Origin of the sequence: Dactylosporangium sp. NPDC000244, assembly GCF_040300725.1 — a bacterium.
Lineage (GTDB): Bacteria > Actinomycetota > Actinomycetes > Mycobacteriales > Micromonosporaceae > Dactylosporangium.
The window spans coordinates 82,670-94,845 of the sequence record NZ_JBEPEH010000044.1 but is presented as its reverse complement, the minus strand read 5'-3'; the positions used below and the strand labels follow the sequence as shown (position 1 = coordinate 94,845).

Genomic DNA, 12,176 nt, shown 5'->3' with positions numbered 1-12,176 from the left:
GCGCTGAGCCGTCCGGGGAGCCGTTCGGTGCCGAGCCCGCGCGGCTCGGTGCGGGTCGGCGGCGGGTGCTCTGACGATCGGTCAAGCAATCGAAAGCCGGCGAACCGAGCGCTCCAAAAGCCCAGGCGCCCGGAACCCCGGGCGCCGCGGAAGTTCGGGCGGCCGGGGTGCGGTCAGCGGGCCGGTGCCGAGTGCTCCGGCGAAGTCGCGAAGTCGGCGGTCAGAGCAGCGGGCATCGTCAGGGCCGCTTCCGACACCGGGGGAGTGGGCGCAGTGGCGGCGGCGGTCGGCCCCGGCGCCTGGGTGTCCAAGTGGCGGAAGAACAAGAGCGCGCCGGCGGCCAGGGCGCCCACCAGGCCGACCGCGGCGAACCCCCAAGCCGGCGAGCCCCGGTCGATGGCCCAGCCCGCCAGCGGCGAGCCGATCGCCAGGCCCACGGTCAGCGAGGAGCCGTGCCAGCCCATCGCCTCGCCGCGGGCCGACGCGGGCACCAGGCGGCTCACGAGGTCGACGGTCGCGGTCAGGGTCGGGGCGCACAGGGCGCCCGCCGGCAGCAGCGTCAGGAACAGCAGGGGCCAGGCGGAGCCGACCAGGCCCGCGGGGATCGTGCACAGGGCCAGGGCGCCCAGCAGGGCGACGAGCGGGACCGCGCGCGGCAGGGCGCCGTAGATGAAGCCGCCCACGAGGGAGTAGACGGCCCAGGCGGCCAGCAGGGCGCCCACCAGGCCCACCTGGCCCGCGCCGCGCAGCATGGCCACGATGCCGAGGTCGGTGCCGGCCAGCACCATGGTGGTCGCCGCGGCCGCGGCCAGCACGGCCACGAAGCGCGGGGTCAGCCAGTCGCGGCGGCGGACCGGGGCGGCGGACTCGCCGGGCGTCTCCGACGTGTGCACGGGCGGGTTGGTGACCCACAGCGCCAGGCCGGCGAGGACCAGGGCGCCGCCGATCGACCACATCGCGGTGCGGCTGGAGAGGGCGCTCGTGAGCAGCACGGCCAGGGGCGGGCCGGCCATGAAGGACAGCTCGACCGACATCGAGTCCAGCGCGTAGGCCTGGCGGCGCTGGTCGGCGGGGACCAGGGCGGCGACCGACTGGCGGATCACGGAGAAGACCGGCAGGGAGAGGAGGCCGGCGACGAAGGCGCCGACGAGCAGCGCCGGGAAGCCCAGGAATGGCGCCATGGCCCAGAAGAGCGCCTCGGCCACGGTGGTGACCACCAGCATGGGGCGCAGGCCGCGCCGATCCACGAAGCGGCCGTTGAGCGGGCCGCCGAGCGCCGTTCCGACCGTCAGGGCCGCCCCCACCAGTCCCGCCGCGCCCCACCCCTTGTGGAGGTCCTGAGCGACGTGCAGGGTCATGGTCACCCCGATCATGGTGATCGGGATGCGGGCCAGCAACGCCAGCACCATGAGGGGCCGCACGCCCGGTAGGGCGAGGACGCGGCGGTAGGGGTCGAGACGCATGGGGCCATCATGTCGCGGGGGTACGACAAAATCGCCCGAGTATTCAGGTGGATTGTGGGCGACGTCACCGGGGAACCGTTGAGGTCGGGGCACAGTCCAATGAGCAAGACCTATGGATGGAGCTGAACCACGATGAAGTCCCGGATCCTCGCCGCCGCCCTGCTCACGCTCACGTTCGCGCTCGGCGCGTGCTCGGACGCCACCGACCAGGCCGGCGCCGGAGCCAGCGGTGCCGCGTCCAACGGCGTGCCGGCCTCCAGCGGTGGCGCCGGCACGGACGCGAGCGCCGGGGCGGGCACGAGCGCGGGCCCGAACACGGACCCGAGCTCGAAGAGCAACAGCGGCGGCAACGTGACCGCCACCGACGCGCTGGTGACCTTCACCCGCACCGGTGGCCTGGCCGGCAACAACGACTCGCTGGTCGTGAAGCCGGACGGGTCGTACACGATCACGACCAAGCAGGGCACCAAGACCGGCAAGCTGACCGACGACGAGGCCAACGCGCTCAAGACCGCGCTGGCGTCGACGGACTTCAACAAGCTGCCGACCATGAACGACAACGGCGCGGTGGCCGACGCCTACACCTACACGGTCACCTACGGCGGCAAGCAGATCACGGCGAAGGACGGGTCGATCCCGCCCGCCCTTCAGCCGGTCGTCAGCGCGCTAGGCGCCTTCCTGAGCAAGTAGCCCGTCGATCCGGGCCAGCTCGTCGGGGGAGAGGGCCAGGTTCTCCAGGGCCCCGAGGTTGTCCAGCAGCTGCTTCACGCTCGACGCCCCGATGATCAGCGAGGTGACCCGCGAGTCGCGCAGCGCCCAGGCCAGCGCCAGCTGGGCCAGGCTCTGGCCGCGCTCGCGGGCCACCTGGTCCAGCGCCCGGATGAGCTGCAGCCGGGACGCGGTCAGGTCGGACTCGTTGAGGAAGCGGCTGGTGCGCACGCGGGAGTCGTCCGGAATGCCGTCGAGGTACCGGTTGGTCAGCAACCCCTGCGCCAGCGGCGAGAACGGGATGCAGCCCGCCCCGGCCTCCTCGAGCGCGTCCAGCAGGCCGTCCTCGATCCAGCGGTTCAGCATCGAGTACGACGGCTGGTGGATCAGCAGCGGCGTGCCGAGCTCGCGCAGGATGCGGGCGGCCGCGAGGGTCTGCTCGGGGGTGTAGTTGGAGATGCCGACGTACAGCGCCTTGCCCGCCCGCACCGCGGCGTCCAGCGCGCCCATGGTCTCTTCCAGCGGGGTGTCCGGGTCCGGGCGGTGCGAGTAGAAGATGTCGACGTACTCGAGCCCCATGCGCCGCAGCGACTGGTCGAGCGAGGCCAGCACGTACTTGCGCGACCCCCACTCCCCGTACGGCCCGGGCCATATGTCGTAGCCGGCCTTCGTGGAGATGATGAGCTCGTCGCGGTACGGCCGCAGATCCTCGGCGAGGATGCGCCCGAAGTTCTCCTCGGCCGACCCCGGCGGCGGCCCGTAGTTGTTGGCCAGGTCGAAGTGGGTCACGCCCGCGTCGAAGGCGCGCCGCACGATCGAGCGCTGGGTCTCGAACGGCCGCTCCCGCCCGAAGTTGTGCCACAGCCCGAGCGAGATGGCCGGCAGCTTGAGCCCGCTGCGTCCGCTGCGCCGGTAGAGCATGTCCTGGTATCGGCCCGAAGCCGCCTCGTACGCCACGGCCATGATCCTAAACTGGCCAGATGGACGAGGAGCCCGTGGAGAAACCTCCGGTGGTCGCATCGATCCTAGCGATCACCTCATGAAGCCCCTGCGCCCGAGCCAGCTCATCAGCAAGGTCGACGCAATGCTCGGGGGCCGCCTCGTCATGCGTGCATGACGAGACGGCCCCCATAAAACACCAGCTAGGCGATCGGCTCCGCGAACGGGTCCTCAGCCGTGTCGACCGGGATCTCCGCCGCCGCGGCCCGGGCCGCCTGCGCCCCGCGCGCCGAGCGCTCCTCGTCGGTGATCGGGAAGTGGCAGGCGACCGTCTGCCCCGGCGCGAGCTCGCGCAGCAGCGGCTCCTCCTGGGCGCACAGGTCCTGCGCCTTCCAGCACCGGGTGCGGAAGCGGCAGCCGGACGGCGGGTCGATCGGGCTCGGCACGTCGCCGGTGAGCAGGATCCGCTCCCGCTGCGCCTTGTCGCGCCGCGACGGGTCGGGCACCGGCACGGCGGAGAGCAGGGCGAACGTGTACGGGTGCAGCGGGTTCACGTAGAGCCCGTCGCGCCCGCCGATCTCGACGACCTTGCCCAGGTACATCACCGCGACCCGGTCCGAGATGTGCCGGACGACGGACAGGTCGTGGGCGATGAAGACGTAGGTCAGGTTGAATTCGCGCTGCAGGTCGTCGAGCAGGTTCACGACCTGCGCCTGGATCGACACGTCCAGGGCCGAGACGGGCTCGTCGGCGATGATCAGCTTCGGCTGGAGCGCGAGCGCCCGGGCGATGCCGATGCGCTGGCGCTGGCCGCCCGAGAACTCGTGCGGGTAGCGGTTGTAGTGCTCGGGGTTGAGGCCGACGAGCTCCAGCAGCCGCTGGACCTCGCGCTTCTGCCCGTGCGCGGTCTTGATGCTCTGCACCTGCAGCGGGGCCCCGACGATCGAGCCGACCGTGTGGCGCGGGTTCAGCGACGAGTACGGGTCCTGGAAGATCATCTGGACCTCGCGCCGCAGCGGGCGCATCTTCCCCACGCCGTAGTGGGAGATGTCCTGCCCCTCCAGCAGCACCTGGCCGCCGGTCGGCTCCAGCAGCCGGGTCATGAGCCGGCCGGTGGTGGACTTGCCGCAGCCGGACTCGCCGACCAGGCCGAGCGTCTCGCCGGTCTTGACGGCCAGGTCGATGCCGTCGACCGCGCGGACCGCGCCGACCTTTCGCTTGATGAACGCGCCCCGCATGATCGGGAAGTGCTTCTCCAGGCCGCGCACCTCGAGGAGGTTCTCGCCGTCGCGCTGAGGCGCCGCCGCCGGCTGGGGTTGGGTCGTCGTCGACACTGTCGTGCTCCTCAGAGGTTCGGGGCGATGTCCGACTTGAAGATGGCCAGCCGTTCCGCGGGCGGGATGTGGCAGGCGACGCCGTGCTCGGCGGTGCCCTCCGCCAGGGTCGGCTCGACCGTCTTGCAAGGGATGCCGTTGCGCTCCACGTAGGGGCAGCGCGGGTGGAAGGAGCAGCCGCTCGGGAGGTTGATCAGCGACGGCGGGCTGCCCTTGATCGGCACCAGCCGGTCGCGCACCTCCCGGTCGACGCGGGGCATCGACGAGAGTAGACCCCAGGCGTACGGGTGCTCGGGGCGGCGGAAGATGGTCTCCGCGGTGGCGTGCTCGACGCACTTGCCGCCGTACATCACCAGGATGTCGTCGGCGACCTCGGCCACGACGCCCAGGTCGTGGGTGATGATGATGACCGCCGAGTTGAACTCCGACTGCAGGTCGCGGATCAGGTCGAGGATCTGGGCCTGGACCGTCACGTCGAGCGCCGTGGTGGGCTCGTCGGCGATGAGCAGCTGCGGGTTGTTCACCAGCGACATGGCGATCATGGCGCGCTGGCGCATACCGCCGGAGAACTGGTGCGGGTAGTCGTCCACGCGCCGCTGGGGCTGCGGGATGCCGACCCGGTCGAGCATCTCGATCGCGCGCTTGCGGGCGTCGTTCTTGCTGACCTTGTGGTGGACCCGGTACGCCTCGACGATCTGGGCGCCGACCGTGTAGTACGGGTGCATCGCGGTCAGCGGGTCCTGGAAGATCATCGACATCTTCGCGCCGCGCAGGAGCCGGACCCGCTCGGGCGAGGCGCCGATGAGCTCCTCGCCGTCGAGCCAGACCTCACCGGAGATCTTCGCGGAGCCGCGCCGGTGCAGGCCCAGGATGCCCAGGCTCGTGACGCTCTTGCCGGAGCCGGACTCGCCCACGATGCCGAGGGTCTCGCCGCGCTCGAGCTGGAACGTCAGGCCGTCGACGGCCTTGACCACGCCGTCGTCGGTCTTGAATTGGATCCGCAGGTCCCGCACGTCGAGGAACGACTCTGCGGTGCCCGCGCCGGACCCGGACGGGCTCGGCGTGCCGTCGGTGAGCAGGCTGCTGGACATGCTCACTCCTTTCCTGGGGTGCCGTGAAGCGTGGACCGGGACGGGGAACGGGTCACGAGAGCCGCACCCGCGGGTCGATCACGGCGTAGAGCACGTCGACGACCAGGTTGGCCATGACGATGAAGAACGAGGCGAAGAGGGTCGCGCCGAGGATGATCGGCAGGTCCTTCTGGGTCACCGCGTCGACGCTGAGCTTGCCGATGCCGGGCAGGGAGAACACCCGCTCGGTGAGGATCGCGCCGCCGAGCAGCGTGCCGAGGTCGAGGCCGAAGATCGTCACGATCGGCGTGAGCACCGCGCGCATGGCGTGCTTGCCGATGACGACCCGCTCCTTCAGACCCTTGGCGCGGGCGGTGCGGATGTAGTCCTCGCCGAGGGTCTCGAGCATCTGGGCCCGCGTGAGCCGCGCGTAGGTGGCGGCGAACAGCAGGGCGAGGCTCACCCAGGCGAGGAAGAGCTTGTTGGCCCAGCCCCACGGGTCGTCGACGAAGTTGATGTACTCGCCACCGCGGAAGATCTTCCACTGGTGGACGAACAGCGCCTGGAAGACGAGACCGGTGAAGTAGACCGGTAGGGAGACACCGGCGAGCGCGACGATCATCACTGCTCGGTCGGCGAGTTTCCCGCGTTTCAGCGCGGATATGACGCCGCCGGCGACGCCGCCGAAGAGCCAGAGGAGCGCGGCGCCGATGGCGAGGGAGATGGTGACCGGGAGACGGTCCAGCAGCAGGGGCCAGACCTCGCGGTCGGTGCGGAACGAGTACCCGAAGCAGGGGGCCGAGCAGTGCGTGACCGTGGGACCGCTGTTGTAGTCGCGGCCGGCCACGAGACCCTTCACGAACCGGCCGTACTGGATGTAGATCGGCTGGTCCAGGCCGAGCTTGATCCGCGTCAGCTCGACGTCGCGCGGGGTCGCCGACTTACCGACGTACATCTCAGCGGGATCGGCGTGCGCCGCCTTCGGGATCAGGAAGAAGATCGCGAAGGTGACCATGGAGACGGCCACGATGAGCAGTGCCGCGGTGACCAGGCGGCGCAAAATGTAGTTGATCACGTGTGCGGCCTGACGCCGGCCGGATCGACGGTGTTCCCGTCTCACCGGCCGGCGCCGTGGCCCTCACCTGCCTTCTGTACTCGTGAAGGGCGGGTTACCGGCTGTTCAGGCTTGCTGCTTCGGTGCCAGGGCTACTGCGACCCGAGGGGTCAGCTGACGCCCAGGCTGCCGAAGTCGTACATGCCGTAGTACTCCGTCACGAACACGTTCGTGACGCGGGGGTTGCGGTAGTTGAGCGCCTTGTCGTAGACGAACGGCACCATGACCGCGGCGTCCATGACCTTGTGGTTGATGGTCGTCCAGATGGCCGCGGCCTTGGCCGGGTCCTTCTCCGCCTTCGCCTGGTCGATCAGGGTGTTGATCTCCGGGTCGTTGAGCTCGGCGTAGTTGTTGTTACCGGACGGCAGGATGTTGCGGCCGTCGACCAGCACGGACAGGAAGCCGTACGCGGTCGGGAAGTCGGCACCCCAGCCGGCCATCATGAGGCCGTAGCCCTTGGCCGCGACGTTGGACGGCGCGCCGATGGTCGAGCGGAAGTACAGCGACGGCTCGGTCGGGTCGAGGCGAGCGTTGATGCCCACGTTCTTCAGCGCAGCCTGCAGCGCCTCGGCCGTCTTGGGCTCCTTGCCGGCGTTACGAGTCGCGATCACGGTGTCGAAGCCGTTCGGCTTGCCACACGCCGCGAGCTCTTCCTTGGCCTTGTCGATCTGCGGCTTGCCGGACTTGGTGTTGTACGGGTCGTAGTCGTCGTGACCCGCGATGTTCGGCGGCAGCATGTTGAAGGCGACGTCACCACCGGCGTCGGCACCACCACGAGCGGTCTGCATCGTGATCTTGTCGGTCGCGTACTGCACGGCCTTGCGGCAGTGGATGTTGTCGAACGGCGCGACCTTGGTGCTGATCGAGAAGTAGCGGATGAAGCCCGTGTTCGGGGTGTCCGCGTTCTTCTTCTTCTCCGGGTCGAGCAGGATCTTCGGCTGCGCACCCTGCTGGACACCAGTCTGCGCGGTGTCGATGTCGATCTCGCCGCCCAGCAGCTGGTTGTCGATCTCCTCGACGGCCGTGCCGATGGTCAGCTCGACCTGGTCCGGCAGCGCGGCGCGCACCGTGTCGGTCTTCGGGTCCCACTGGTCGTTGCGGACCCAGACGGCCTTCTTGCCCTGGTCGTACGACTGGAACTTGTACGGGCCGGAGGAGACGGGCTTCTCACCGTACTTGTCGCCGGTGTCCTTCGCCTGCGGGATCGGGCTGGCGTCGGGCGCGGCGAGCAGGTAGATGAAGTCCGACAGCGGCTCGGCCAGCTTGAAGACGATCGTGCTGTCGTCCGGCGTCTCGACGGACTTCAGACCCAGCTTGTTCGGGTCGGTGTCCTTGTACGGGCCGGGGTACTTCTGGCCCTGGTCGAGCACGTCGACCAGGTAGGTCGGACCACCGGACAGCACGTCCTGCGCGAAGATGCGCTCGATGCCGTACTTGAAGTCCTTCGAGGTGATCGGCGAGCCGTCCTCGAACTTGATGCCCGACTTGAGCTTGAAGGTGTAGGTCTTGCCGTCGGCCGAGATCTCCGGCATGGCCTGCGCCAGGTCGGGAACCAGCTTGAGGCCGTCCTCGCCGGGCTTCGCCTCGTTGGTGACGAGGGTGCGGACGTAGTAGCCCTTCATCAGGTTCCACACGTACGCGTAGTAGGCCCGCGCCGGGTCCCACGAATCCGGGTCGGACTGGTTGACGAGCTTGAGCGTGCCGCCCTTCTTGGTGGACGGGTTCACGATGCCCTTGGTGGCGGCGTTGAAGCCGGACACACCCGAGCCGCCGCTCTCACCGGTCTTGGGCGTGTCGCCGCTGCCACCGCAGGCGGACAACGCCAGGGCGATGGTGACCGAACCGGCCACCAGAACCCCTGTCCTCATTCTCACTGGGTTTCCCTCCTTGTTTGGCGCGACCCGCCGAGGGACGGGCCGTCCGAGCTGTGCTGCTGTGCGAGTGAAGCCAGGTGCGCACACAGGGTTCGACCGGGCCTGCTGAGCCATCGGCTCAGCCGCATGCCGGACGGGGTGGTGCGGGGTGTGCGTGACGGCCGGAGGCCACCGGTGGCCCGAGGGGGCTACCGGTTGGCCTTCGGGTCCAGGGCGTCACGCAGGCCGTCGCCGAACAGGTTGAAGGCGAGGACCATGAGGAAGATCGCGAAGCCGGGCACGAACATGTACATCGGGTCGTACTCGTAGTACTGCACGGCGTCGGAGAGCAGCCGGCCCCACGAGGGGGTGGGCGGCAGCACGCCGACACCGAGGAACGACAGCGCGGCCTCGAAGAGGATGTTCGCGGGGATGATCAGCGTCGCGTAGACGAGGATCGGTGCGGTCAGGTTCGGCAGCAGTTCCCGGAAGAGGATGCGGGGCGCGCCCGCTCCGATGCTGCGTGCCGCCTCGACGAACTCGCGTTCCCGCAGGGAGAGAGTCTGGCCGCGGACGATGCGCCCGATGTACGGCCAGCTGAAGAACGCGATGACCGAGATGACCACGCCGACCCGCCAGCCGGTGCTGGCCGGCACCACGGAGATCAGGGCGATCGAGAACAGCAGGTACGGGAAGGCCAGGATCAGGTCCATGAGCCGGCTGATGAGGCTGTCGACCATGCCGCCGAAGTAGCCGGAGACGACGCCGAGCACCACGCCGATGGCGACCGCGACGAGCGTGGCGGACAGCGCCACGAGCAGCGAGACCTGGGCACCGTAGATGATCTGCGAGAACAGGTCCCGGCCGCTGACGGGCTGGACGCCGAGCAGGAAGTCCTTGCTGACGCCGCCCCAGGTTCCGACGGGCGGGATGCCGCCCAGCGATGGGTCGATCAGTTCTTGGTGGAACTCGTTGACCGGATGCCCGAACGCCTTGTTGATCAAGGGGGCGAACACCGCGACCAGCACCAGGAAAATAATGAACCCGCCTCCAGTGAGCGCGATCTTGTCGCGCTTGAGCCGGGTCCACGCAATCTGACTGAGCGAACGACCTTCGATGGCCTTCGCGGGAACACCGGCAGGCGTGGCGGTCGCCTCTTCGACCGTCGGCACCTGCTCGTCGCTCTTCGACGTGACGGGTCCCATAGTCATGGGCGTGGTGCCCCTCTCCCCGGCCGTCTGCCCGCCTGCAAGCCGCCAGCGATGACCGTCGCACCGTGCAGCGAGCATGCGTCGGCCAGACCGGGGCCCGTGGCAGTCAGCAGCCGATCGGCTGTGTCTTCGTGGACTCCTGGTGCCCTATCCGCAGGTTCGGTCCACGGGCAGAGCGTGCACGAAGCCGACGTGGTGTTGTCGCCTTCGTTGGACGAACCCTGTCTCCCGTTCGGCCGATCGTCAAGGGTCACCCGCTGTCCTGTAACCAAGTCCACGCCGCGCCGTGATGAGGGCGTGATCCAAGCACAGCGACTTTTGGATCATACACCCCCTAAACGGGCGATTTGCCGGCGAATCGTAACGGTGTGATCACGCAATGTGCTGGAAACATGGCGCCAAGAACGGCGAGAACGGGCTATCCAGGACGATCGTTGATCGTTTCACACTTAACAGTACGGTCCGGGCGGAGTTCATGGTGACACAGCGTGCTCAAATATCGAAATCGATTACGACCGGAGCGTGGTCAGAGGGCCCTTTGCCCTTCCTGGCCTCTCTGTCGATGTAGGCACCCTTGACCGCACCCGCGATCGTTGCGCTGACGCAGGCCAGGTCGATCCGCATGCCCTTGTCCTGGTGGAACATCCCGGCCCGGTAGTCCCAGTACGTGAAGGGGTTGGAGCCCTTCATCGGCTTCGGGACGATGTCGGTCAGGCCGGTGTCCAGCAGCGCGGCGACCGCGTCCCGCTCGGGCTGCGTGACGTGCGTGGCGCCGGCGAAGGCCGCGATGTCGAAGACGTCGGAGTCGCGCGGGGCCACGTTGAAGTCGCCGCAGACGGCGACCGGGTCGCCGGTGGCGAGGTCCGCGGCCACCGCCCGGCGCAGGGCGGCCAGCCAGCTCAGCTTGTACCCGTAATGCGCCGACTCCGGCGTGCGCCCGTTGGGCACGTAGACCGACCAGACCCGCACCCCGCCGCAGACGGCCGAGACGGCGCGCGCCTCGATCCGCGGCTCCTCGAGCAGGGGCTCCTCGCCGCCGGGCTCGCCACCCCAGCCCGGCGCGTCCTCGAAGCCGCAGCGCACGTCGTGCAGCCCGACCCGGGACAGCACCGCGACGCCGTTCCAGCGCCCCTCGCCGTGGTGGACGGTGTCGTAGCCGAGCGACTTGACCTCGTCCGCCGGAAACGCGTCCGTGGCCAGCTTGGTCTCCTGCAGGCAGAGCACGTCAGGCCCGGCCAGCTCCAGCCACTCGAGCAGGCGGGGCAGCCGGGCCTTGACGGAGTTCACGTTCCAGGTGGCGAGCCTCACCGCAGCAGCATGACATGCCTAGACTGCATCCCCGGCCGCCTTTCAGGCTGATTCGCGCTTCACCAATTCCGTAGGGAGTAGCAGAACGGGCTCGATCGTCTCGCCACCGGCCATCCGCAGCACCTGGCGGGCCGCCATCCGGCCGAGGTCGGTGATCGGCTGGCGCACGGTGGTCAGCGGCGGCTCAGTGTCGCGGGCGAAGTCCATGTCGTCGAAGCCGACCACGGCCACGTCGTCGGGGACCCGGCGCCCGGCCTGCCGCAGCGCGCGCAGCGCCCCCTCGGCCATCGCGTCGGAGGCGGCGAAGACGGCGTCGAGCTGCGGGTCGTCGCCGAGCAGCTGGCTCATGGCCAGCGCGCCGGACTGCCGGGTGAAGTCGCCGACGGCCACCAGCGAGCGCCGGCCGCTGTCCTGCATCGCCGCGCGGTAGCCCTTGAGCCGGTCGATCCCCGCGCTCATGTCCTGCGGCCCGGCGATCGTGGCGACCCGCCGGCGCCCGGTGTCGAGCAGGTGGCGCACCGCGGCCCGGGCCGCGTCCTCGTTGTCCACGTCGACGTAGGGCACCGACGACTGGATCAGCAGGCGCCCGTTGCACACCACCGGCACCCCGGCCCGGCTCAGCCGCTCCGGCAGCGGGTCGGCGCCGTGCATCGAGAAGATGATGGCCCCGTCGACGTGCCCGCCGGTGCAGTAGCGCTCCACGCGGTCGTGGCTCGGCCCGCTGGGCCCGACCATCATGAGCACGAGCTGCTTGTCCACGGCCTCGAGCTCGAGGCTGACCCCGCGGATGATGCTCGAGAAGAAGGGGTCGTCGGAGAAGACCCGGCTCGCGGTCTCGGAGGCGACCAGGGCGATGGAGTCGGTCCGCTGGGTGACGAGGCTGCGGGCGGCCTGGTTGGGCACGTAGCCCAGCGCCTCGACCGCGCTGAGCACCTTGTCGCGGATGTGCGGCGCGACGGACGTCGACCCGTTGACCACGCGCGAGGCGGTGGCGCGTGACACCCCGGCGCGTTGCGCGACGTTTTCGAGCGTGGGCCGGTCCCGCCCCGACATCACCATTGTGGCGACCCCCATATCTGTTCTGCCGGACCATCATGACTGAAGCTCAGCAATGTGTAGCGCACAAACAATGACGGGCGATGGAGCATGTCGCTCCATCGCCCGTCGCACCCTCAC

The 12,176-nt window shown here is 69.4% G+C and carries 10 protein-coding genes; 1 reads left to right on the top strand and 9 read right to left on the bottom strand.

Annotated elements, in window-relative coordinates:
* Positions 1-173 precede the first annotated feature (173 nt).
* Positions 174-1,463, bottom strand: coding sequence for an MFS transporter (locus tag ABT369_RS46165; RefSeq protein WP_350622925.1), 1,290 nt, complete (start codon positions 1,461-1,463; stop codon positions 174-176).
* Positions 1,464-1,595: 132 nt separating this feature from the next.
* Here ABT369_RS46165 and ABT369_RS46160 point away from each other — a divergent pair, with 132 nt between their 5' ends.
* The gene (locus tag ABT369_RS46160) at positions 1,596-2,153 is read left to right on the top strand and encodes a protealysin inhibitor emfourin (protein ID WP_350622923.1); all 558 of its coding nucleotides are present in this window, start codon (positions 1,596-1,598) and stop codon (positions 2,151-2,153) included.
* Here the strand turns inward: ABT369_RS46160 and mgrA are convergent.
* From mgrA to ABT369_RS46120, 8 genes are all read right to left on the bottom strand, one after another.
* Positions 2,130-3,134: an L-glyceraldehyde 3-phosphate reductase gene (mgrA, locus tag ABT369_RS46155; protein ID WP_350622921.1), complete on the bottom strand. Its 1,005-nt coding sequence runs from the start codon at positions 3,132-3,134 to the stop codon at positions 2,130-2,132. The genes ABT369_RS46160 and mgrA overlap by 24 nt on opposite strands.
* Positions 3,135-3,313: 179 nt before the next feature.
* Positions 3,314-4,444: an ABC transporter ATP-binding protein gene (locus ABT369_RS46150; protein WP_350622919.1), complete on the bottom strand. Its 1,131-nt coding sequence runs from the start codon at positions 4,442-4,444 to the stop codon at positions 3,314-3,316.
* 11 nt (positions 4,445-4,455) lie between these two features.
* Complete coding sequence (locus tag ABT369_RS46145) at positions 4,456-5,535, bottom strand: ABC transporter ATP-binding protein (protein ID WP_350622917.1); 1,080 nt, start codon at positions 5,533-5,535, stop codon at positions 4,456-4,458.
* A gap of 52 nt (positions 5,536-5,587) precedes the next feature.
* Entirely contained in the window at positions 5,588-6,589 is a 1,002-nt protein-coding gene (locus tag ABT369_RS46140) for an ABC transporter permease (RefSeq protein ID WP_350622915.1), read from the bottom strand.
* Positions 6,590-6,738: 149 nt separating this feature from the next.
* Positions 6,739-8,496, bottom strand: a complete 1,758-nt coding sequence (locus tag ABT369_RS46135; protein WP_350622961.1) for an ABC transporter substrate-binding protein — start codon at positions 8,494-8,496, stop codon at positions 6,739-6,741.
* 194 nt (positions 8,497-8,690) lie between these two features.
* Positions 8,691-9,692 (bottom strand): ABC transporter permease, encoded by a 1,002-nt coding sequence (locus ABT369_RS46130; RefSeq protein ID WP_350622913.1) that lies wholly within the window; start codon positions 9,690-9,692, stop codon positions 8,691-8,693.
* Between the two features lie 492 nt (positions 9,693-10,184).
* The gene (locus ABT369_RS46125) at positions 10,185-11,000 is read right to left on the bottom strand and encodes an exodeoxyribonuclease III (RefSeq protein WP_350622911.1); all 816 of its coding nucleotides are present in this window, start codon (positions 10,998-11,000) and stop codon (positions 10,185-10,187) included.
* 42 nt (positions 11,001-11,042) lie between these two features.
* A complete protein-coding gene (locus tag ABT369_RS46120; RefSeq protein WP_350622959.1) occupies positions 11,043-12,053 on the bottom strand; it encodes a LacI family DNA-binding transcriptional regulator in 1,011 nt (336 codons plus the stop codon).
* Positions 12,054-12,176 lie beyond the last annotated feature (123 nt).

Coding starts and splice junctions, on each gene's coding strand:
- ABT369_RS46130 (WP_350622913.1), bottom strand. CDS start 9,692: ATGACTATGGGACCCGTCACGTCGAAGAGCGACGAGCAGGTGCCGACG.
- ABT369_RS46165 (WP_350622925.1), bottom strand. CDS start 1,463: ATGCGTCTCGACCCCTACCGCCGCGTCCTCGCCCTACCGGGCGTGCGG.
- ABT369_RS46160 (WP_350622923.1), top strand. CDS start 1,596: ATGAAGTCCCGGATCCTCGCCGCCGCCCTGCTCACGCTCACGTTCGCG.
- ABT369_RS46145 (WP_350622917.1), bottom strand. CDS start 5,535: ATGTCCAGCAGCCTGCTCACCGACGGCACGCCGAGCCCGTCCGGGTCC.
- ABT369_RS46120 (WP_350622959.1), bottom strand. CDS start 12,053: ATGTCGGGGCGGGACCGGCCCACGCTCGAAAACGTCGCGCAACGCGCC.
- ABT369_RS46135 (WP_350622961.1), bottom strand. CDS start 8,496: ATGAGGACAGGGGTTCTGGTGGCCGGTTCGGTCACCATCGCCCTGGCG.
- mgrA (WP_350622921.1), bottom strand. CDS start 3,134: ATGGCCGTGGCGTACGAGGCGGCTTCGGGCCGATACCAGGACATGCTC.